Below are 22,142 nucleotides of genomic sequence, written 5' to 3'. Positions count from 1 at the left end.
CAGATGCGCGCCCGCGTACTGCAGGCGACGATCGCCGCGGTTGCGGTCGCGGTCCTGCTCCTGGGCATCCCGCTCGCGATCTTCGGTGCCCGTTACATCTACGGCCAGGAAGAGCAGCGGGTCGAGACCCGGGTGCAGGACCTCCTGGCTTCCTCCGTCAACTCCTACGAGCGCAACCGCTCCGCAGCCGAGGCCGGTTTCGTCGACCAGTCCGTGCTGGACCGGGCGGTACAGCCGCAGGGCAACGACATCGTCGCCTACGTCACGGTGAACCAGCCGAACGGCGAGCAGCTCACCTCGGGCGAGCCCATCGCCGGCGCGACGATCGAGCGGGGGCTCATCTCCGAGGAGCAGCCCGTCATGGGCGTGCTGGTCTCGGTCTCGGCCTGGCCCGCGTACATCAAGGCGATCAACGTCGTGGTGCTCGTCGTGTTCGGCAGCGTGGGGGCCTTCGCCGCCGGCGCCGTCACGGCGGCGTGGCAGGCGAACCGGCTGGCGCAACCCTTCGTGTACCTCGCGGCGTCGGCGGAACAGCTCGGCGCGGGACAGGTGCGTCCACGGCTGGATCCCTCCGGGGTGGAGGAGATCGACCTCGTGGCGGCCGAGCTGGCCCGCAGCTCGGACCGGCTCGCGGCGCGGCTCGCGGTGGAGCGGCAGTTCACGTCGGACGCGTCGCACCAGCTCCGCACGCCGCTCACGGCGCTGACGATGCGCCTGGAGGAGATCACGCTCACCTCCAGCGAGCCGGAGGTGCAGGAGGAGGCCCGGATCTCGCTCGAACAGGTGGAACGCCTGGTCGGCGTGGTCGACGACCTGCTCGCCCGCTCCCGGCGCGCGCAGGGCGGCACCACCGAGTCGGTGGACGTCGCCGTCGTCTTCCTCCAGCAGGAGGAGGAGTGGCGCGAGACCTTCGAGCGGGCCGGCCGGCACCTGAACGTCGAGGACTCGGGCGGCGCCCGCGTGCTGGCGACCCCGGGTGCGCTCGCCCAGGTGCTGTCCACCCTGCTGGAGAACTCGCTCAAGCACGGCGACGGCACCACGACCCTCCGGATCCGCGAGGGGCAGCGCGGCGCCATGGCCGTCGAGGTCACGGACGAGGGCGACGGGGTGCCCGAGGACATGCAGGGCAAGATCTTCGAGCGTGGCGTCACGTCCGGCGCGGGGACGGGCCTGGGCCTCGCCCTGGCGCGCGACCTCGTCGCGGCCGACGGCGGCAACCTGCAGCTCACGCAGCGCACCCCGCCGGTGTTCTCGGTGTTCCTCTCGGGCGTGCCGAAGACCCTCGACCCGCACCAGGTGCTGCCGGTCGGGTCGAAGATCTCCACCCTCGGGCAGAAGAAGGTGCGCGGCCGCCGGTAGGCTTCACCGACGTGAGTGCAACAGAGTTCCGTCAGTCCGGCCCACCCGTCGTAGCCGTCGTCGGCGGCGGGCAGCTCGCCCGCATGATGGCCCCCGCCGCCGGCGAGCTGGGCATCCGGCTGCGCGTCCTGGTCGAGGACCCGGCGTCGTCCGCGGCGCAGGTCGTCACCGACGCACCGGTGGGCGTCGCGTCCGACGAGGCCGCGATCCGCTCGCTCATCGCGCCCGACGGCGACCGCGCCGCCGCCGTGCTGACGTTCGAGCACGAGCACGTGCCGAACGCGCTGCTCACGGACCTGATCGAGCACGGGACGCCCGTGCGGCCCGGCCCGCACGCGCTGGTGCAGGCGCAGGACAAGATCGTGATGCGGCAGCGCCTGACCGAGCTCGGCGTGCCGTGCCCCCGCTGGGCGCCGCTGCCCGCGACCTCCCCCGCGGAGGGGCGGGCCGCCCTTGCGGCCTTCCTCGACGAGGTGGGCGGCAGCGCCGTGGTGAAGACCTCCCGCGGCGGGTACGACGGCAAGGGCGTCCGGGTGGTCACCTCCCCGGACGACGTCGCCGACTGGTTCGCGGCCGTGGCCGACGGCGGCCCGCAGCTCCTGGTCGAGGAGAAGGTGCCGTTCACGCGCGAGCTCGCGGCGCTGGTCGCCCGACGCCCGTCCGGCGAGGTGCGGCCCTGGCCCGTCGTGGAGTCGATCCAGCGGGACGGCGTCTGCTCCGAGGTGATCGCCCCCGCGCCAGGCCTGTCCGCCGCCCTCGACGCGCAGGCCCGCCAGATCGCGGCAACCGTGGCCGAGGGCCTGGACGTGACCGGCGTGCTGGCCGTCGAGCTGTTCGAGGTGCCGGGGCCGGACGGGACGCCGACGGTGCTGGTCAACGAGCTCGCGATGCGCCCGCACAACAGCGGGCACTGGACCATCGACGGCGCCGTGACCAGCCAGTTCGAGCAGCACCTGCGCGCCGTCCTGGACCTGCCGCTGGGTGCCGCCGAGCCGACGGCCACCTGGACCGTCATGGCGAACGTCCTGGGCTCCACGCTGGACGAGCTCACCGACGCGCTGCCGGACGTGCTCGCCGCGTTCCCCGAGGCGCGCGTCAACCTGTACGGCAAGGGCATCCGCCCCGGCCGCAAGCTGGGTCACGTGAACGTGAGCGGCGACGACCTGGACGAGGTGCGCCGCCGGGCCGTCGCGGCCGCTGCGCTACTGCGGGGCGAGACGCCGGACGCCGTCGTGCACGCGCCCGCCGCGCCCGCCGTCGCGTCCGTTGCTGCCGGCGCGACCACCGAGGAAGAGGCGAACGCATGAGCACCACCCCGCAGGTCGGCATCGTGATGGGGTCCGACTCCGACTGGCCCGTCATGCAGGCGGCGGCCGAGGCGCTGGGCGAGTTCGGCGTGCCCGTCGAGGTCGACGTGGTCTCCGCGCACCGCATGCCCACCGAGATGATCGACTATGGGCGGCAGGCCGCAGGCCGGGGGCTGCGCGTGCTCATCGCAGGCGCGGGCGGTGCCGCCCACCTGCCCGGCATGCTGGCGTCGGTGACGCCGCTGCCCGTGATCGGGGTGCCGGTGCCGCTGAAGTACCTCGACGGCATGGACTCCCTGCTCTCGATCGTGCAGATGCCGGCGGGCGTGCCGGTCGCGACGGTGTCGATCGGCGGGGCGCGGAACGCTGGCCTGCTCGCGGCGCGGATCCTCGCGTCCGGCGCGGGCGACGAGGCCGCGGTGCTCCGGCAGCGCATGGAGGCGTTCCAGGAGGAGCTGAGCAAGGTGGCGCACGCCAAGGGCGAGAAGCTGCGCGCCCAGCTCTGATCCGGCTCGCCCCCGGAAACATGTCAGACGCCCAGGTCCCCCGAGGGACCTGGGCGTCTGACACGTCCGGGGCGGGTGCGGGTCAGGAGCCCGGCACGCCGCCGATCTTCTCGCCCGCCGCGTACTCGCCGTCGCGGACCTTGGCCCAGAACTCGCCGGTCTGGTTCTCGTCCAGCAGCACCGCCGAGGCGCCCGACGGCGTCCGGTAGTTGATCGTCGCGATCGGCGGGGTGCCGGTCACGCCGTCGTCGCCGTTCGCGGACCGGAAGGCCAGCCCGAGCATCGCGATGTCGATGATGCCCGTGTCGGTGTCGGTCACCACGGCCGCCAGGCCGGCGTCCGCGAGCCCCACCTGGTTGGCCGGGTTGAGCAGCACGCCCGGGTCGGCGACCTTCTTGCCGATCTGCGCGATGACCTGCTGCTGCCGCTCCGCGCGGCCGATGTCGCCCTTCGGGTCGGAGTAGCGCATGCGGGAGAACGCGAGGGCGGTCTTGCCGTCCGCGACGTGGCAGCCCTTCTCCCACTTGAGCTTCGACTTCACGTCGTGCACGTCGTCGGGGTAGCACAGCCGCACGCCGCCCACGGCGTCCACGACGCCCGAGACGCCGCCGAAGCCCACCTCGACGTAGTGGTCGACGGTCAGGCCGCTGAGCCGCTCCACGGCCTGGACCAGCATCGGCGCGCCGCCGTAGGAGTACGCGGCGTTGATCTTGTTGCTGCCCGAGCCGTCGGGCATCTCCGCGAACGTGTCGCGGGGGATCGAGATGAGCGCCACCGGACCCGACCGCGGCTTGTGCAGCACCATGATCGTGTCCGTGCGGGCGCCGCTCGTGGAGTCGTCGATGCCGCCGCTGCCGCGGGCGTCCGAGCCGGCGAGCAGGTAGGTGGTGCCCGGGGTGTTGTCCGCGCCGGACAGCGCCTCGACGTGCTGGATCTTGCCGTTGGCCCAGATCAGCAGGCCGATCGGCCACGCGAGGACCGCGAGGAGCACGAGCACCGCGATGACGCCGGCCACGCGGCCCTTGCGGATGCGGATGTTGCTGCCGCCCCGGCCGCCGCGCCCGCCCGAGGCGAGCGCGCCCTGCTGCGGGTAGCCGCCGCCCCGGCCGTTGCCGCCGGCGGCGGGACGGGGCGCGCTGCGCACCGGCGTCGGGCGCACGGGCCCGGCGCTCGCCCGGACCGGGCGGCCCGGCGGGATGGCCTGCGGCGGCTGGCCGCCGTTGCTCGGCGGCGCCGACCGCGGCGGGATGGACCTCGGCACCTGCCCGGCGGACTCGCTGCGCGCGGGCAGCCCCGACCTTCGTGGTGGAACGGGCGGGGGATTCGTCCCCCTGCGCTCGCCGGACACCGGTACCTCCCGTGAAGACTGTCGACGGATACGTGGTTCGTAGCGCGCCTCGTCGGAGCCTTCCGGCCGTCCGATGCGGTGGGCGCCACCGACGCCGGGAACCCCGACGCCGGGCGTCTCCGCATTAGCGGGTCCGCCCTGCTGCTGCCTGCTCGACGTCGCGCCGGGGGCGACCCGCGGGCGCTCGCCCGTGTCACCCACCGGGATGGCGTCGTCGGCGCCCGGACGCCCGCTCGCGCCCTGGGGCGTGAAGCTGGGCGGGATCCGGACACGCGTGACGTCGTCGTCGGCCTGCGGGGCCGAACGGTTCGACGTTCTGGGATCTGACATGGGCTCAGCCGCAGACCTTGGTGGTGTCGGCGCCGGTGAAGGCCTCTTCACCGGCCTGCTTGATCTCGGTCGACTCCGGCGTGGGCTCCGTCCCGGAGCCGTCGCCGGCCTCTGTTCCGGCGTCGGTCCCGGTCCCGGTGCCCGCGTCGGTGTCCGTGCTCTCCTCGCCCGTCGCCGTACCGGCGTCCGTCGCGGAATCCGAGGGGTCCGCGGACGGGGCGTCCGGGTCGCTGTTGATCGGCCGGTCGTGCTTGACGTTGTCCCACAGCTGTACGGCATCGTCCGTCCATACGACGTTAGCCGCGTTGTTCGGGTCGTACTCGTTGGGGACGGTCATGAACGTGATCGTGTCAGGCCGCACGTTCCGCATGGAGTAGGCCAACCCGGCGAGTCCGTCGATGCTGGCCAGCTCCTCGTTCATGGTGAGCGAGCCGGTGACCGCCTTGAGGAACTTGAGCGTCTTGGACGGGTTGGTCAGCACGTCCTGGCTCAGCACCTTGCGGGAGAGGGAGGCCATGACCTCCTGCTGGCGACCGATGCGGCCGAGGTCGGAACCGTCGCCGAGCCCGTCACCCTTGCGTGCCCGGGCGTAGTCGAGGGCCTTCTGCCCCTGGAGCGTGTGGGTGCCGGGCGAGAGCGAGAGGTGGTTCGCGTCGGCGGAGTAGATCTCCTCCTCGACGCAGACCTCGACACCGCCCACGGCGTCGACCATCGCGGAGAAGCCGGCGAAGTCCGCGACGATGAACCCGTCCATGTACACGCCGGTGAGCTCTTCGATCGTCTTGACGGTGCACAGGGCGCCGTCGGCGACCGTCCCGCCGACCTGCACGCCCTGCGAGAACGCGGCGTTGAACTTCCTGCCGTACAGCTCGGCCGTGGTCGCGCCGTCGGACGTGGTGCAGCTCGGCACGTCCACCGTGGAGTCGCGGGGGATGGAGATCATCTCGATCCGCGACCGGTCGCCCGAGATGTGCATGACGATGGTCGTGTCCGAGCGGGCGCCCATCTCTCCGCCGCCCGCCAGCGCGTCGTTGTCCCCGCTGCGCGAGTCGCTGCCCATGACCACGATGTTCAGCGGGACGCCCGCGTTCGGGTCCTTCGGGAGCACCTGCTTGGGCCGGTTCGTGCCGAGCGCCGCCATGTCGGCGGTCTCGATGTTCCCGGTCAGCTGGGTCACCGCGGTGGCACCGCCGGCGACGGCCAGCGAGAGGACCGCGACGACCACCATGGCGATCGCGCGGGAGACGCTGCTCAGCTGTCCCAGCGCCCGGGCATGCGACGGCCCCCGGGTGGGGTTCGTCGCACCAGAGGCGCTCAAGTCGGGAAATGTCACGGCCACCGATCCTAGAGGCTGCATGTTGCACGGCGGCGCACCGCCCGGGGGCGGACCGTAGAGGGTTCGTGGAGAAGCCCTGGCTCGATCGGCCTGGACCCTTTTCGACCGGTCCGTCCCCGGTGGTGGCCCGGGAAGTCCTGTGGTCCGGGCTTTGCCCGGTTCAGTCGACGCGCTCGCTGCCGCGCAGGCGCGCGAGCCGGTCGGCGTCCGCCTCCAGCGCGGCGGCCGTGGCGGACGACGTGAGGACCACCGACCCGCCGCCCGCCCAGACGCCGAGCAGGTCGCGCAGCACGTCGGCGACGGGCGCGCGCCCGTCGACGAGCACGCGCGCCCCGGCGCCGGGCTCCGGGACCAGCTCCTTGTGCCCGACGGCGCCCGCTGCGGTCACCAGCGCGTCCTGGTCGGGATCCACCTCGGGCACCCAGGCGATCGCGTCGCCGTAGGTCATCACCGCGGACGCCGCGTCGATAGCGCCGGCCGGCAGGTCGCCGTCGTACTTCCGGGCGAGCGCGGGCAGGGAGACGACGACGATGTCCGCCCCGCCGTCCGCCCACCGCTCCGGCGCGTCGGTGACCACCACGTCCGGCCCGGCCGTGCCGGCGTCGGGCAGCGCGACCGTCGCACCCGTGCGCCAGGCGGCCAGCGCCCAGACGGCGGTGCGCCAGTGCACGGGCAGGTCGACGACGACGGTGGTGCCCGGTGCGGCGTCGAACTCCTCGACGAGCAGGTTGACCGTCTTGCTGGCCCAGTTGGCGAGGACGGCGCCGGAGAGCTCGACCCGCTCGCCGTCGTCGCCGTACCAGGTGAGGCGCGGCCGGCCGCCGTCGGCGGCGAGGCGGGCCAGGAGCGAGGCGACGTCGGGCACGGAGCCGCCGGTGCGGGGCGCGATCTGCATGCCGCCAGCCTAGGTGTGAACCCGGGGGGAGGACGTGGCGCGACGTCGTGCACGGGGTGGCGGGTGTGTGCGCGTGCTGCGTGCGTGGCGCACTCCCGGCGGCATGTCGGACAGGTGCGCCATATCGCGACCGGATCGTTCTCGCGGTCGTCGCCCGGCTGGTTCGCCGGCCATTGTCCGCAGGGGCCCGGAAGGACACTCCGGCGTGTCGGCGCGCCGGGGGTTTCGCAGGCCGGAAAAGCGACCGGCGGGTGAGACGTGCGCCACGACCTGCGGAAGGACTCGTGAATTACCCGTGGAACCAGTGGGCGATAGCACATTTCCGCTTGACGACTCCAGGCGACACGCGTGTAATTCCATGTATGCAGTTTTCGTAGCGAATACGCAACGGGGCCTGAAACTGCAGGTCTGGCCAGACAGGCTTGATGGGTCGGTCGATCACATGATCTACCGGCCAGGCCTCGGGGCACGGACACGGCATGGAGGGGCACGTCATGTGGAACATGCTGGAATCGGACGTGGAGTTCCCGACTGACGCGGAGAGCGAGGTCGCACCGGTGGCACCGGTCCTGCCCCTCTTCGGCGAGCTGTATGTGCTCAACGAACCGGACGACTCCCTGCTCGGCTGGCAGGAGCGCGCCCTGTGCGCGCAGACCGACCCGGAGGCCTTCTTCCCGGAGAAGGGTGGGTCCACCCGCGAGGCCAAGAAGGTCTGCTCGGGCTGCGAGGTGCGGGCGGAGTGCCTGGACTACGCGCTGGAGAACGACGAGCGGTTCGGCATCTGGGGCGGTCTCTCGGAGCGGGAGCGCCGCAAGCTGAAGCGCCGCGCCGTGTAGTTGGGTTCGCCTCCAGGGCGGACACGGCAGAGGTGAGCAAGCAGCGCACCGTTCGTCGCTCCCCGGCGCGTCGGCGGCGTGTCGGCACAGACGCGCCGCATGATGTGAAGCGAGATGAGCGCTCCACGTACCGACAGCCTGTCGGCCCCCAGCCCGGACCGGGGCTCCCATGCCGCCCCGGCGGGTCCGGTGTGGGCCAAGGTCCCGGCCCAGCCCTCCGTGCAGCCGCCCGTGGCGGTCACGGTCACCGCCGTCGTGGTGACCCGCGGCAGCAGCCCCTATCTCGCCGCGACGCTCGCCGCGCTGCGCGCCCAGTCGCGCACCCCGGACGACGTGGTCGTGGTCGACGTCGACACCGCCCCTGCGACGTCGGGCCACCAGGACCTGCAGCTCGGCGGCGCCCGGTACGTGGCCGGCGCGGGCGCCCGTACCTTCGGTGAGGCGGTCCAGGCCATGCTCGCCGCGACGGGGGTCCCGGAGCGCGGCTGGCTCTGGTTCCTGCACGACGACTCCGCCCCCGCGCCCGGCGCACTGGCCGCGCTGACGCGGGCGGTGGAGCACTCCAACGCCGTGGCGGTGGCCGGGGCCAAGCAGCGGCACTGGGAGTCGGGCCCGGACGGGCTGCCGCTCGACCCGGACGCGGCCGACCGGGGTGTACTGGTCGAGGTGGGGCACACGGTGTCGCCGCTGGGCCGGCGGATGACCGGCATCGACGACACCGAGATCGACCAGGGGCAGCACGACTCGCGCGAGGACGTGCTGGCCGTGGGGCTCGCCGGGGCGCTGGTGCGCGCGTCGGTGTGGCGCGAGGTGGGCGGCACCGACCCGGCGTACGGCCAGTTCGGCGACTCGACCGACTTCTGCCGGCGCGTGCGGCTCGCGGGCCACCGCGTCGTCGTCGTGCCCGACGCCGTGGTGCGGCACGCGCAGGTCGCCCTGCACGCGCCTGGCTCGGCCGGCGCGCGCCGCCGCAGCCAGCTCTACCTGCGCCTCACGTCCGTCGCGCCGTGGGTCCTGCCGTTCGCGATGCTCGCCATGGTGGTGTGGGCGCCGTTCGCCGCGAGCTACCGGCTCGCGATGAAGCACCCCGACCGGGCACGCGACGAGCTGGTCGCGCCGCTGTGGGCCGTGTTCCGGCTGGGTCCGCTGCTGCGGGCCCGACGTCGGATCGCGCGCACGTCGACCGTGCCCCGCAGCGTGCTGCGGCCGCTCCTGGGCACCTGGCGCGAGGTCGCGGCGGAACGGCGCGACAAGCGGCTCGCGCGCGGCGAGGCCCACCGCGTCGACGCCGCGCCGTCGGAGCTGGAACAGGCCGAGCTGCAGGTCCTGGCCGTGCGGCGCCGGTCGGCGCTCGCCGTGGTCGTCGTCGGCGCCGTGGGCCTCGCGGCCGCGCTGTTCGGCCCCGGGCTGGGCGCCCTCGCCTCCGGCGGGCGGCTGGTCGGCGGGGCCCTGCTCCCGGCCGGCGGCACGACGGCGACCACCTGGTCGGCGGCGACGTCCGGCTGGGTGCGTGACGGGCTCGGCACGGCCGCGCCCGCCGACCCCCTTCTCCTCGTGCTGTCCGGGCTGTCGGTGCTCGCGGGCGGCACCCTGCAGCACGCGGTGAACGCGCTGCTCCTGCTGGCACTGCCGCTGGCCGCCGTCGGCGCCTGGGCCGCCGCGGGCACGGTGACGCGCTCCGTGTGGCTGCGCACGCTCGCCGCGTTCGCGTGGACCGTCGCCCCCGCGTTCCTCGGCGCCCTGGACGGCGGCCTGCTCGGTGGCGTGCTGGTGCACACCCTGCTGCCCTGGACCGCCGTGGCGCTCGTCCGCGCGGTGGGCGCCCAGGCCGTCGACCGGGTGCCGCACGCCGACGGCGCCCCGGACGGCGCCTCCGACGGCGCGGCCGGCGCCTCGGCGTACTCCGCTCGGACCGGTACCGGCTCGCTCGGCGCGGCCGGCGCGGGCGGCCTGCTGCTGGCCTGCGTGGTCGCGGGGGCGCCCGTGCTGCTCCCCGCGGCGATCCTGGTCCTGGCCGGCGCGATGCTCGTCGCCCCGCGCCGCCGCGTGCACCTGGCGCTCGCGCTCGTCCCGGCCCTCGTGGTCGGCGCCCCGCTGTGGTGGACGGCGCTGCGCGACCGCGACCTGGGCCTCCTGACCGCCGAGCCCCTCGCGGGCTCGGGCGTCCCGGACCCCGGGACGGCCTCCGGGCCGGAGCTGCTGCTCGGCCTGCCCGCCGCTCCAGCCGCCTGGTTCGACGTGCCCGACGGCGGCCCCCTGCTCACCGCCGCCGGCGCCGTCGTCGCGGCCGCGCCCTGGGTGCTCGGCGCGCTGGTGCTCGCACTCGCGCTGGTCGGGCTGGTCGGGGCGCTCGCCGGGATCGGCCGGCGGGGCGGCACGGACACGGCGCGGCACGTCGCGGCGACGGCGCTGGTCGGCTGGCTGGTCGCCGCCACGGGTCTCGCCGCGGCCGTGCTCGCGCAGGACGACGGCCGCTGGGTGGGCCCCGGGCTGTCCCTGCTGCTGCTCGGCCTGGGGGCCGCGGCGGTCGCGGGCGTCGGCGTGCTCACCGGCCACGGGGCGCCGCTCGCCGGCTTCCTGGGCTCGGCGCGCAAGGTCGCCGTCGTCGGCCTGACCGTGGTCGCGGTGCTGCTCCCCGCGACGCAGGCCGTGGTGTGGCTGACCGGCTCCGGGAGCGTCGCGCACGGCGGCCGGTCCGGGATGCTGCACGTGACGACCGACCCGGTGGTGCCCGCCGTCGGGCAGCAGATGCAGGCGCCGCCCCGGCAGGCCCGCGTGCTGGAGGTCGGCTTCTCCGACGACGGCACGGTGCGGTACGCGCTGCTGCGGGCCGACGGCTCGCAGCTCGCCGACGCCTCCGTGGCGCCGCGGGTGGCCGCCCGTCCCGCGGGCGACCAGACGGCTGACTCGGCGGCCGACCCGGCGACCGACCCGGCGACCGACCCGGCGACCGACCCGGCCGCCGCGCTCGACGTGGTCGTGGCCGCGCTCACGTCCGGGACGACCGAGGGGGTGCCGCAGCAGCTCGCCGACCTGGGGATCGGCGCGGTGCAGGTGAGGTCCGCGGGTGCGGCCACGGACCCGGCGACTGACTCGGCAGCGGGGCCCGCCGTCGGCGACCTCGTGGCCACGCTCGACATGGTGCCGGGCATGAGCCGCGTGACCGAGGGCCAGGCGGTCTCGGTGTGGCGGGTGGCGCCCGCCGAGGAGCCGGCACCCGGCTGGGCCCGGATCGAGGAGGACGGCGCGACGCGCCAGGTGCTGCCGGCGGGCGGCACGGCCGTGCACACGGAGGTCGAGGCCGGGGGCGCGGACCGCGTCGTCGTGCTGGCGGAGTCCGCCGGCCGGGGCTGGCAGGCGTCCCTCGACGGACGGCGGCTGGAGCCGGTCGCCGCGGACGAGGCGGCCGGGCTGCAGGCCTTCACGCTGGGCCCCGACGCCGGGCACCTCGTGGTCCGGTACGAGGCACCGCACCGCCCGGCCTGGCTCGTGCTGACGACGTTCACGCTGGTGGTCTTCGCCCTGCTGGCACTGCCGGTGGGACGCAGGAGGGGTCGATGAAGCGCAAGAACCTGACGGCCGGGTCCGCGGTCCGACGCGCGGCGGCCGCGGTGGGCGCCCTGCTGTGCGCGCTGGCGGTCGGCGCCCTCGCCACGACGGGCACGGCAGCCGCGGGCGGCGCCGCCCCCGACGCGGCCCCGGCGGTCGACGACGCGCGTACCGTGCCCGTGGCGGCCACCGAGACCGGGCTGGTCTGCCCCACGCCGGCGCAGCTCGAGCAGCCCGACGTCGGGGACGACGCGTTCAGCGCCGCCCCCGTCGCGACGACCACGTCGCTGACCGCCGCCGTGCTGGACGGGGCCACCGGCGAGGAGCCGGCGGTCACGACGCTCGACGGCGAGCAGGAGGCGGAGCTCACCGGGCCGCTGGAGCAGGGCGCCGACGCGGCGGTGCTCGACGGCAGGCTGCCGGGCGCGCGCGTGCTGCGCCTGACGCCGTCCGCCGCGACCTACGCCGCCGGGACCGTGGCGTCCGTGACCACCGAGGGCGACCTGCGCGGCCTGGTCGCCGGGCCGTGCGTGGAGCCGGCCGTGGAGCACTGGCTGGTGGGCGGCAGCACCTCGGTTGGGTCGAGCGGCCGCCTGGTGCTGCAGAACCCGGGCCGTACCGCGGCCACCGTGACCCTGCAGGCCTGGGGCGCGTCCGGCCCGGTGGTGCTGGGGAGCCAGTCGCTCGTCGTCGTGCCTCCGGGCGAGCAGGTGGTCACCATGCTGGAGGCCGTCGCGCCCGACCAGGGCCGGCTCGCCCTCCACGTCACCGCCGAGGGCGGCCGGGTGGGCGCCTACGTGCAGCACCACCGGATCGAGGGGCTCGTGCCCGCGGGCGCGGACCTCGTCGTGTCGGGCGCCGCACCGTCGGCCACCACGGCGGTGTCCGGCGTGACCAGCACGGGCGAGACCGTCGACGACCCGCACGCCCCGCGGCTCGACGTGCTGACGCCGGGTACCCGCGCCGGCACGGCGCGGCTCGCGGTGCTCGGGCCCGACGGCCCGGTGCGGCTGCGCGGCGGCGAGGAGCTGCCGCTCGAACCGGGGCAGGTCACGACCCTGCCGCTGGGCGGCCTGCCCGCCGGGAGCTACACCGTGGTGGTGGACGCCGACGTGCCGGTGGTCGCCGGCGCGGCCGTGGACCGCAAGGGCACCGCCGCGGACGACGCGGTGATCGACGACGACCCCTACGACCGGGCCTGGCTGGCCGGGCAGGCGGTAGCAGGAAAGGCGGGCACCGAGCGGACGGGCGGAACCGCCGACGGCGCCGTCGCCGTCCCGGAGGACGTCGTGTACGGCGTGACCCTGAGCGGCGTGCCCGACGAGCGCGGCCCCGACGAGATCGAGGACGCGACGGGCAGCACCGAGGTGACGCTGCGCGGCGTCGGGCCGGACGGCGAGGTGGCCTGGACGCACCCGGTCGACGTGCCCGCCGGGCAGACCGTCGAGGTGGGCTGGTCCGAGCTGGAGGAGCTCGGCGAGGCCGTGGCGGTGGTCGCGGAGCAGCCCGCCGACCAGCCCGAGGTGGTCTGGTCGGTGCGGCTGGTCCAGGCCGACGACGCGAGCCTGTTCTCGGTGCTGGCCCCGACGCCACCGCTCGCGGCGGACGGCGACGTGCGCGTGCGCCGGGTCGACGCCGCGGGCTGACGCCGCGCCCCGCCGTCCGGCCCAGGAACGTCCGGGCTAGGAGCGCTCGCCGAAGTTCGGGTCGATCTCCTCCGGCGTGCGCGCCAGCAGGTGCGCCACCTGCTCGACGACGACGTCGCGCACCAGGTCCGCGAGGTCGTCCAGGTCGACGGCCCGCACCTCCACGGGGCGGCGGTAGACCACCACGCGGCCGGGGCGGCCGGCCTCGGCGGGGAAGAACCGCCCGAGCAGCACCCCACCGTCCTCCCACGGGGCGGGGTCCGACGGCGGCACGTCCTCCACGGCGAACTCGGTGCCGCGCAGGTGCGTGGCCCAGGTCCGGTCGAGGTCCTCGACGACGTCGAGCACGAGCTCGTCGAACCGCTGCGCGCGCGTGCGGTGCGCGGGGGTGCCCGGCGGGAACATCGGGCCGCGCAGCCCGCGCCCGCGCCGGTCCCGCCGCCGCGGTGCGGCGTCCTGTCCGGACTGCGCCTCACCGGGCGCGCCGGGACGGGCGGCGGCGAGCCGGAGCAGGTCGGCCTGCGAGGCCTTGGAGATCCCGGTGGGGCCGGGTGAGCCGCTGGTGGAACCGGTACCGGAGGAGCCGTTGCCGGACGAGCCGCTGGACGAGCTGCCGGCGGGGCCGGAGCCCCGGCCCGACCGCCGGTTCCGGCCGCGAGGAGAAAACGGAGGCACCTACTGACGATACGTCGGATCGGGGGTGCGATCGGTCATCGCCACGACGACCGGCTCGCTTCACCTCACACCCCTATCCTGTGGGCGTGCGCGACGATCCCGCCGAGGCGGCGTACCGCAGAGCCCTGGCGCTGGTCACCGCGCTCGTCGTCCTTGTCGGCGGGCTGTGGGCGGTGCTGACCCCGGCGTTCCGCGCCCCGGACGAGCCGCAGCACGTCAACAGCGTGCTCCGCCTCGCGTACGGCGGCGGCTGGCCGCCCGCCGGCGAGGCGCTGGTGGGCCCCGCCGTCGACGCGGCGCGGGACCAGGCCGCGCTGGCCACCGACGTGCCCGGGCGGCACCTCGACCGCGTCGGCGTCCCCGCGTTCGTCGGCGTGCCGCCCACCCCGGACGCCGAGCGCGGCACGGTGACCGGCGCGAACGCCCTGGCCGACCCGCTGCCGCCGGGCACCGACACGCGGCACCTCGACACCGAGGCCGTCGACCAGATGACCCAGCACCCGCCGCTGTACTACGCGGTGGCGGCCGGCGTGCTGCGCGCCACGGGCCTGGCCGAGGCGCGCTGGGACCTCCAGCTCCTGGCGCTGCGGCTGTTCGACGTCGTCCTGCTGGCGCCCCTGCCGCTGCTGGCGGCGGCGGCCGTGCGCCGGCTGTCGCGGTCGCGGGCGGCGGCGCTGGTGGCGGCGTCGTTCACGCTGTTCGTGCCCCAGGCCGGGCACATCCTGGGCAGCGTCACCAACGACGCCCTGGTCACGCTCACCGGCGCGGCCACCGCGTACCTCTGCGCCCGCGTGCTCACGGGCGACCTGCGGACGCGGACGGCGGCCGCGCTCGGCGCGGCGGTGGGCCTCGGGCTGCTCACCAAGGTGATGGCGGCGTTCGCGCTGCCCGTGGTCGTGGCCGCGTACCTGCTGGCGTCCGGCCCGCGCGGCCGGCGGGTGGCCGGTGCGCTGCTGGCGGGTGGTGCGGCGTTCGTCGTCGGCGGCTGGTGGTGGCTGCGCAACCTGCTGGTGCTGGGCACGGTGCAGCCCGTGGGCATCCCGGACCGGTTCCCCGAGGCGGAGTCCCGGGGCCTCTGGTACTTCCTGCTCACCGTCGTGACCAGCCTGACCAGGTCGTTCTTCGGCAACTTCGGCTGGCTGGAGGTCCGCCTGCCCGACGCCGTGTTCTGGACGGCCGCCGTCGTCGTCGGCGCGCTGTGCGCGCTGGCGGTGCTGCGCGGTCCCGCGCGACGCGCCACCGCCGTGCTCCTGCTGCAGCCGGCGGCGCTGTGGTGCGGCGTGCTGGTCAACGCCTGGCCCGACTACGCGGCCCACGGCTGGATCTCCGCGGTGCAGGGCCGCTACCTCTTCGCGGGCCTCCTCGCGCTGAGCGCGGGGGTGGCGCTGGGCCTGCTCGCCCTGCTCGGGCCGCGCCTGCGCCGCGCGACGCCGTGGGTGGTCGCCGCGGCGGGCCTGGCCGCGGCGAGCGGCCTCGCCTACGGGTTCTGGGGTTTCTACCAGGGCCCGGGGGAGTCCGTGGCCGACGCCGCGGCCCGCTGGGCCGGGTGGAGCCCGCTCACCGGGGCTCAGCTCGTGGCGTTCAGCCTCGTGGTCGTGGCCGCGGGGATCGCCGCGGTGATGGCCACGGCCCGGTTCGCCCGCAGCGCGAGCGCCGCAGAGGCGGCCACCGCGCCGGCCGCGAGCACGCCCGCGACGGCGGCCGGCAGCGGCAGCTCGGCGTAGTAGCCGGGCGGCGCGGGCGTGGTCAGCTCGACCGTGAGCCAGACCGCCAGGTCGATCAGCGTCAGGGCGGTCCAGGCGGGGACGAGCCGCCCGGGCCGCACCGCCAGGCCCGCCGCGATCGCGAGGCACAGCGGGAGCGAGACCACCAGGAGGTACCGGGGGTAGACACCGCCGCTGTTGGCGGCGTACGTGACCTGCACGGTCACCGCGACGCCGACGGCGACGACGGGCAGGGCGCGCAGCAGCAGCCGGTCGGTGCGGTGGGCCGGTGCGCGGCCGGGCTCGTCCGGCGCCGCGGGGGAGAGCAGGCCCCGGGCGGCCGCCCGCCGCCGGCGGACCGCCGCGACCAGCGCGAGCACCAGGGGCGTCCACACGAGCAGCGCGGCGGTGACGATCATCGTGGTGAGCGTGAGCGCCGTGTTCGGGGGCAGCCGCCCGGCCCACCAGAACAGGTCGGGCAGGCGGGTCCAGGTCTCCGGGTCGGCGAGCACCGCCCACACGGGACGCTCCGTCCGGTTCTGGTTCGCCAGCGCCCAGTCGAAGTGCGAACCGGTGACGGTGCCGGTCAGCTCCAGGTTGCGCAGGTAGAACCAGCCGCTGGTGGCCAGCACGGCCCCGGGGCCGGCCAGCGCCAGCGCGCCGACGGGCGCCCACCGGCCCCGGCCCTGCGCGGCCCGCACCGCCCCGGCGGCCAGGGCGACGCCCGCGACCACGGCGGCGATGAGCGCGGCGGACAGCCGGGTCAGCGCGCACGTCGCCGCGACCAGGGACAGCCACGTGATCAGCCGGGCGTTCAGCCCGCGCCGGATCGCCGTAGCGGCCAGCCCGAACAGGGCGGTGACGGCGGTGGCGGCCAGCAGGTCGTTGTACGCGCTGCCGCCGACGTGCGCGGCGGCGGGCATGGCCCCTGCGAGGAACGCCACGAGCGGGGGCAGCGGGCTGCCCGGCCGGGTCAGCCGGCGCGCGCTCCACCACGCCGCGAGCACGAGGACGCCGCTGAGCAGCACGTTCACGCCGCGGGCCGCGTAGACGGCGGCGACCGGGTGGCCGGCGTCCGCCAGGGGGCCCACGAGCGGGGCGACCAGCAGGTAGTACAGCGGCGGGTGCTGGGCGGTCCACTGCACGGGGGCGAGCCAGGCGCCGTCGGGCCGCAGCACGAGGCCGTCCTCGAAGACGGGCAGGTCGCCGTGCCACACCTGGTAGGCGTAGTCGACGTGCGGGGGCTCGTCGCCGGTCGCGTAGGGCGCGTCGGCCAGCGCGACGGTGAGGGACAGGAGCATCCCGGAGAGCACCGCGACCAGGAGGGCGAGGCGTTCGGCCCGCCCGGTCCGTTCGGTCAGTAGCCGGGTCATGCGGCCGGCACCGGGTCGGCGTCGGCGCGGGGTCTCCGGGCGGCGTCGTCCGGCGGCGGGCCGACGGCCGCCCGGGCGACCGAGACTGCGACGGCGGCGGCGAGCGCGGCCCCGGCGGCCACCACCGCGCCGAGCACCGCGGCGGGGAGGGGGTACCAGTGGCCGACGGCGGCCAGGGCACGGCCGAGCGCACCGGGGCCGTCGTCCGCGGGCCACCAGTACAGGCGCCACACGTCGTACTGGTAGGCGGCGTGCATGCCGCCGGCGAGCACCAGCACCGCCGCGGGCACCGCGCGCCGCCAGGCCGGCCGGAGCACGGCGGCGCCCGCGAGCGCGACGACGAGCAGCCCGACCAGGCCGGTGTAGAGGTAGCGGCCCTGCTGCGCGGCGCCGACGTCGTGGAACGCGGCGAACTGCTCCCAGGACCCGCGGGCGACGATGGCGGCCAGCGCGGGCACGGGGAACAGCAGCACGAGCGCGTCGAGCCGGGGGATCGGGCGGCGCGCGAGGGCGGCGGCGATCCCGGCGACGACGAGGACGAGCGCCACGCGCGCCGCCCACCAGGACGCGTCGTGCGCGCGGGCGGCGGCGTGGTCCTGGACGAAGAAGAGCGTGACCATGCGCTCGGCGAACCGGCCGAGCCAGGTGAGGCCGCCGTCGGACCAGCCGTACACGGGGGCGAGGTCGGGCGGGGTGGCGTGCGTGCCGTGCGGCTGGAGCATCCCGTGCACCACCACGTTGCGCACCCACCACGCGATCCCCGGCACGGTGACGACGGCGACCACCAGCAGCGACGCCGCGGCGGAGCGGAGCTGCCCAGGGCGGCCGCGATACCGCCAGGCGGCGACGACGTAGGCCAGGAGGATCCACGCGGGGAACATCAGGGCGAAGCCCTTGGTCAGCAGGGCGAGCGACGAGACCAGCCCGAGCAGCAGGGCCGTGCGGCGGCCCAGGTCGCCGGTGAGCACCCGGGCCACCAGCAACGTCGCGCAGGCGCCGAGCACCACCAGCAGGTTGTCGTTGTTGACCGCGGACTCGAGGTGCGTCAGCTCGGGGACCGCGAGCGGGGCCAGGGCTGCCGCGACCGGCAGGGGCTCGGGGAGGCGCAGCCGCCGCGCCGTCGCGAACAGGAGCAGCGGCAGCGGGAGCGCGAGCAGCGCGTTCCACCAGCGCAGGAGCAGCCAGACCTGGTCCAGCGGGGCGTCCTGCCACCCGGGCACCAGGCCCACGACGCCCGCGCCGAGCAGGTAGTACAGCGGCGGGTGCTGCACGAGCTGGTTGAACACCGGGGCCTCGGCGCCGTCCGGCCCCGGCGCGGTGAGGGTGGCGGAGCCGCCGGCCGCCAAGTACGACGGGCGCTCGCCGCGCGGCGGGACGTCGTCGCGGTCGGCGAGGTGCTGGGGCCCGTCCAGGCTGTCGGCCCCGATGAAGCCGCCCGCCGTCACGCCCTGCGTGACGAACGCGGTGCCCGGGCCGGGCCACGGCCAGGCGTCGCCCTGCCGCACCTGGAGCACGAGGTCCACGTGCTGGCGCTCGTCGGGCGAGCGGACGTTGGGGAAGACCGCGGTCTGGGCGAGCATGACGGCCAGGTGCAGGAGCACGATCAGCCACACCACGCCGGGGACCGTGCGGGGTCGGGACACGCGTGCAGGGTAGCCACGGCAGGTTGCCCCGGCCGGGCGCCCCGGTCACGGCCGGGTAACAGTCATTCCCCGGCACCCAGTGTTCACGCCCTGGTCATGTGCCGCTCCTACGCTCGTGACGCGAGTCACTGCTGCTCGGAAAACACTTCTCGGAACCACACCTCGGAACACTGCTCATCGAAGGCACAGGCCATGAAGCTGTTCGTGCAGATTCCCTGCTTGAACGAGGAAGAGACCCTTCCTGACGTGCTTGCCACGATCCCCCGCAGCATCCCGGGGGTCGACGAGATCGAGATCCTGGTCGTCGACGACGGGTCCACGGACAACACCGTGGAGGTCGCACGCCGCCTCGGCGTGCGCCACTTCGTGCGGCACACCCGGAACATGGGCCTGGCCCGGTCGTTCCGCGACGGCGTGGACTACGCGCTGCGGCACGGCGCAGACGTCGTGGTGAACACCGACGGCGACAACCAGTACCCGCAGGAACGGATCGGCGACCTGGTGCTGCCCGTCGTCCTCGGGGACGCCGACATCGTGATCGCCGACCGGCAGACCGCCACCATCGCGCACTTCTCCCCGCTCAAGAAGCTGCTGCAGCAGGCGGGCAGCGCCGTCGTGAACTTCGCCGCCGGGACCGACCTGCCCGACGCCGCGAGCGGGTTCCGCGCCTACTCGCGCGGCGCGCTGCTCCGGCTCAACGTCGTCACGCAGTTCAGCTACTGCATGGAGACGATCATCCAGGCCGGGCACAAGCGGATGCGCATCACGAGCCTGCCGGTCACCACCAACCCGAAGACCCGCGAGTCCCGGCTCTTCACCAGCATGTGGCAGCACATCGCCAAGTCGGCCCAGGCCATCAGCCGGTCCTACGTGATGTTCAAGCCCCACACGGTGTTCGTCACGCTCGGCCTCCTGTTCGCGCTCGGCGCGCTGGTCCCGTTCGGCCGGTACGCCGTGCTCCTGGCCACGGGCACCGCCGGGCAGCACCTCCAGTCGATCGTGCTCGGGGCGACGTCGATGGTCGGCGCGCTGCTGAGCTTCGCCCTGCTCGTGCTGGCCGACCTCCAGCGCACCAACCGGGTGCTGCTCGAGGAGACGCTGGAGCGCCTCAAGGAGGTGCAGTACGGCACGACGACGGGGCCCGCCGCGACGGGGCTCGCCGACGTCCCCGCGAGCGTCCAGTGATCACCTTCGGCACGTACGACGCCGCCCGGCACCCCCGCACCGCCGTCCTGGTCGCCGGGCTGCGCGCCCACGGGACCAAGGTCACCGAGCTGAACCGGCCCCTCGGCCTGTCCACCGCCGAACGGGTCCGGATGCTGCAGCAGCCCTGGCGGCTGCCCGTCCTCGCCGCCCGCCTGCTGCGGTGCTGGGCCGCGCTGGTGGGCGACGCCGTGCGGCACCGGCGGGCGGAGGGTCGGCCCGAGGCGGTGCTCGTGGGGTACCTGGGCCACTTCGACGTGCTCCTGGCCCGCCTGCTGTACCCCCGTTCCACGGTGGTGCTCGACCACCTCGTCTTCGCCGGGGACACCGCCGCCGACCGCGGGGCCGCCGGCCTGCGCGTCCGGCTGCTGACCGGGCTCGACCGGCTGGCCGTGGCGTGCGCCGACGTGGTGGTCACCGACACCGACGAGCACCGGCGGATGCTCCCCGACCCGGACAAGGGCGTGGTCGTGCTGGTCGGCGCCCCGGACGAGTGGCGGACGGCGGGGGAGTCCCCGGCCCCGTCCGGCGGGGACGACCTGTCCGTCGTCTTCTTCGGGCTGTACACCCCGCTGCAGGGTGCGCCCGTCATCGCCGAGGGGGTGCGCGACGCCGTCGCGGCGGGCGCGTCCCTGCGCGTCACGATGGTCGGCGCCGGCCAGCACCTGCCCCGCGCCCGCGAGATCCTCGCGGGCACCCCGGGCGTGGCCTGGCACGACTGGGTCGAGCCCGGCGAGCTGCCCGCCCTGGTCGCCGCGCACGACGTCTGCCTCGGCATCTTCAGCGACACCCCGAAGGGCCTGCGTGTGGTGCCCAACAAGGTGTACCAGGGTCTCGCGGCCGGCTGCGTCGTGATCACCTCGGACACCCCGCCGCAGCGCCGCGCCCTCGGGGAGCACGTCGAGCTGGTCCCGCCGGGCGACGCCGCGGCGCTCGCGGCCGGGCTCGTCCGGCTGGGCGACCGGGCGGAGCTGGCGGACGCTCGGGAGCGGGCCGCGCGGGGCCGCGACCGGATCCGGCCCCAGGTCGTCGTCGAGCCGCTGGTCACCGAGCTGCGGCGTCGGGACGTGTCGTGACCGGGCTGCTCCGCTCGCGCTGGGTGCGGTGGGGCTTTCTCGGCGTCGCCCTGGCGCTCGCGCTCTGGTACGTGCTGGCCCACCGCGAGGCGCTGGTGCGGGCCGCGGCCGGCCTGTCCGCGGGCGAGGTGGCGCTCGTCGTCGTCCTCGGCGTGCTGTACGTGGGGTGCACGCTGCTGGCGTGGCGCGCCGTCCTGGCCGACCTGGGCTCGCCGCTGCCGCTGCGCGGCGCCGTCGCGGTGTTCGGCACCAGCCAGCTCGGCAAGTACGTGCCGGGCGGGGTGTGGAACGTCGTGGCCGCCGCCGAGGTCGGGGCGGGGCACGGGGTGCCGCGCGCCCGGTCGGCGGCGGCGATGCTGGTGACCGTCGCGGTCTCGGTCGCCTCGGGCGCGGCCGTGGGCGCGGTGACGCTGCCGCTCGTGTCCGCGGGCGCGCTCGGCGTGTGGTCCTGGGTGGTGTGGGCGGCGCCGGTGGTCGTGGTGGTCCTCGCGCCGCCCGTGCTGAACCGGCTGATCACGCTGGCCCTGCGGGTCGCCCGCCGCGGCGCGCCGGAGCACCCGATGACCTGGGGCGGCCTGGGCCGCGCCGCCGCGTGGTCGGTGGCGGGCTGGCTGGTGGCGGGGCTGCAGCTCTGGGTGCTCTGCCTGGGGCTGGGCCTGCCCCCGACCGCCCGGACGCTCGCCCTCGCGACGGGCGGCTGGGCGCTCGCGTGGACCGCCGGGTTCCTGTTCGTGGTCGCCCCCGCGGGTGCGGGCGTGCGCGAGGTGGTGCTCGCGGCGGTGCTCGCCGGGGTGCTGCCGGGCCCGGCTGCGGGGCTCGCGGTGCTCGTCAGCCGGGTGGTCCTGACCCTCGTCGACCTGGCGTTCGCGGGCGCGGGGCTGCTGCTCGCCCGGGGCGCCGGACGAATTCGTGCCGGATCACCGCCGTTACGCCCGTGAATGCCCGGCGTGTTCGGCACGTCCTACCCGGTCAGCGGCGTAGTCTCGGCGCGTGAGATCGGTGAGACAGTGTTCGCGCTCGGCCTGCACCAATGCGGCCGTGGCGACGCTCACGTACGTGTACGCGGACTCGACCGCGGTCTTGGGTCCGCTGGCGCACCTGGCCGAGCCCCACAGCTACGACCTGTGCGCGGAGCACGCCGAACGGCTGACCGCGCCGCGCGGGTGGGAGGTGGTGCGCCTCATGCCCGAGTTCGAGGACGCGGGGCCGAGCCCCGACGACCTGTCCGCGCTGGCGGACGCCGTGCGCGAGGCCGGCCGCCGTCGTCGTCCGGCGGAACCGCCGACGGTGACGGAGACCGCGCGCCGCGGTCACCTCCGCGTCCTGCGCGCGGACGACGACAACTCGGCCTGACCCC

Annotated in this window: 16 protein-coding genes; 11 read left to right on the top strand and 5 right to left on the bottom strand. The window is 75.7% G+C overall.

Annotated elements, in window-relative coordinates; translation table 11 throughout:
- Positions 1-3: 3 nt before the first annotated feature.
- From ACFV9Q_RS12435 to purE, 3 genes are all read left to right on the top strand, one after another.
- Positions 4-1,359: a sensor histidine kinase gene (locus ACFV9Q_RS12435; protein ID WP_377227854.1), complete on the top strand. Its 1,356-nt coding sequence runs from the start codon at positions 4-6 to the stop codon at positions 1,357-1,359.
- An 83-nt stretch (positions 1,360-1,442) separates the two neighbouring features.
- Positions 1,443-2,666 (top strand): 5-(carboxyamino)imidazole ribonucleotide synthase, encoded by a 1,224-nt coding sequence (locus ACFV9Q_RS12430; RefSeq protein WP_377234743.1) that lies wholly within the window; start codon positions 1,443-1,445, stop codon positions 2,664-2,666.
- Entirely contained in the window at positions 2,663-3,172 is a 510-nt protein-coding gene (gene purE, locus ACFV9Q_RS12425; protein WP_377234670.1) for a 5-(carboxyamino)imidazole ribonucleotide mutase, read from the top strand. The genes ACFV9Q_RS12430 and purE overlap by 4 nt, the downstream gene beginning before the upstream one ends.
- Before the next feature lie 82 nt (positions 3,173-3,254).
- Here the strand turns inward: purE and ACFV9Q_RS12420 are convergent, their stop codons facing one another.
- The 3 genes from ACFV9Q_RS12420 to ACFV9Q_RS12410 form a co-directional block, all read right to left on the bottom strand.
- Positions 3,255-4,850 carry an LCP family protein gene (locus ACFV9Q_RS12420; protein ID WP_377234669.1) on the bottom strand — a complete coding sequence of 532 codons (1,596 nt, stop codon included), beginning with the start codon at positions 4,848-4,850 and terminating at the stop codon, positions 3,255-3,257.
- Positions 4,851-4,854: 4 nt separating this feature from the next.
- A complete protein-coding gene (locus ACFV9Q_RS12415) occupies positions 4,855-6,183 on the bottom strand; it encodes an LCP family protein (protein ID WP_377234668.1) in 1,329 nt (442 codons plus the stop codon).
- 163 nt (positions 6,184-6,346) lie between these two features.
- Complete coding sequence (locus tag ACFV9Q_RS12410) at positions 6,347-7,081, bottom strand: TIGR03089 family protein (RefSeq protein WP_377234667.1); 735 nt, start codon at positions 7,079-7,081, stop codon at positions 6,347-6,349.
- A gap of 494 nt (positions 7,082-7,575) precedes the next feature.
- Between ACFV9Q_RS12410 and ACFV9Q_RS12405 the strand changes: the two genes are divergently transcribed.
- The 3 genes from ACFV9Q_RS12405 (at position 7,576) to ACFV9Q_RS12395 (ending at position 13,112) form a co-directional block, all read left to right on the top strand.
- Positions 7,576-7,917 (top strand): WhiB family transcriptional regulator, encoded by a 342-nt coding sequence (locus ACFV9Q_RS12405; RefSeq protein WP_036960858.1) that lies wholly within the window; start codon positions 7,576-7,578, stop codon positions 7,915-7,917.
- 114 nt (positions 7,918-8,031) lie between these two features.
- Positions 8,032-11,478, top strand: a complete 3,447-nt coding sequence (locus ACFV9Q_RS12400) for a glycosyltransferase (protein ID WP_377234666.1) — start codon at positions 8,032-8,034, stop codon at positions 11,476-11,478.
- On the top strand, positions 11,475-13,112 hold the full coding sequence (locus ACFV9Q_RS12395; RefSeq protein ID WP_377234665.1) for a DUF5719 family protein: 1,638 nt from the start codon (positions 11,475-11,477) through the stop codon (positions 13,110-13,112). Before ACFV9Q_RS12400 ends, ACFV9Q_RS12395 begins: the two co-directional genes overlap by 4 nt.
- Before the next feature lie 36 nt (positions 13,113-13,148).
- Here ACFV9Q_RS12395 and ACFV9Q_RS12390 read toward each other — a convergent pair whose 3' ends face one another.
- Positions 13,149-13,787, bottom strand: coding sequence for a metallopeptidase family protein (locus tag ACFV9Q_RS12390; protein WP_377234664.1), 639 nt, complete (start codon positions 13,785-13,787; stop codon positions 13,149-13,151).
- A gap of 86 nt (positions 13,788-13,873) precedes the next feature.
- Between ACFV9Q_RS12390 and ACFV9Q_RS12385 the strand changes: the two genes are divergently transcribed.
- A complete protein-coding gene (locus tag ACFV9Q_RS12385) occupies positions 13,874-15,511 on the top strand; it encodes a DUF2142 domain-containing protein (RefSeq protein ID WP_377234663.1) in 1,638 nt (545 codons plus the stop codon).
- Positions 15,512-16,859: 1,348 nt separating this feature from the next.
- On the opposite strand, the gene ACFV9Q_RS12380 is transcribed toward ACFV9Q_RS12385, so the two are convergent.
- Positions 16,860-18,506: a phospholipid carrier-dependent glycosyltransferase gene (locus tag ACFV9Q_RS12380; RefSeq protein WP_377234662.1), complete on the bottom strand. Its 1,647-nt coding sequence runs from the start codon at positions 18,504-18,506 to the stop codon at positions 16,860-16,862.
- A 219-nt stretch (positions 18,507-18,725) separates the two neighbouring features.
- Here ACFV9Q_RS12380 and ACFV9Q_RS12375 point away from each other — a divergent pair, with 219 nt between their 5' ends.
- Genes ACFV9Q_RS12375 through ACFV9Q_RS12360 form a run of 4 tightly spaced genes read left to right on the top strand, consistent with a single transcriptional unit; the run spans position 18,726 to position 22,138 of the window.
- Positions 18,726-19,691 (top strand): glycosyltransferase family 2 protein, encoded by a 966-nt coding sequence (locus ACFV9Q_RS12375; RefSeq protein WP_377234661.1) that lies wholly within the window; start codon positions 18,726-18,728, stop codon positions 19,689-19,691.
- Complete coding sequence (locus ACFV9Q_RS12370) at positions 19,688-20,785, top strand: glycosyltransferase (protein ID WP_377234660.1); 1,098 nt, start codon at positions 19,688-19,690, stop codon at positions 20,783-20,785. Before ACFV9Q_RS12375 ends, ACFV9Q_RS12370 begins: the two co-directional genes overlap by 4 nt.
- Positions 20,782-21,723 (top strand): lysylphosphatidylglycerol synthase domain-containing protein, encoded by a 942-nt coding sequence (locus ACFV9Q_RS12365; protein ID WP_377234659.1) that lies wholly within the window; start codon positions 20,782-20,784, stop codon positions 21,721-21,723. The genes ACFV9Q_RS12370 and ACFV9Q_RS12365 overlap by 4 nt, the downstream gene beginning before the upstream one ends.
- Before the next feature lie 52 nt (positions 21,724-21,775).
- Complete coding sequence (locus ACFV9Q_RS12360) at positions 21,776-22,138, top strand: DUF3499 domain-containing protein (protein ID WP_026366101.1); 363 nt, start codon at positions 21,776-21,778, stop codon at positions 22,136-22,138.
- Positions 22,139-22,142: the final 4 nt, after the last annotated feature.

The organism is Promicromonospora sp. NPDC059942 (genome assembly GCF_042731755.1).
Lineage (GTDB): Bacteria > Actinomycetota > Actinomycetes > Actinomycetales > Cellulomonadaceae > Promicromonospora.
Note: the sequence above shows the minus strand (reverse complement) of the source record. Positions and strands in the feature narration are given on the sequence as shown.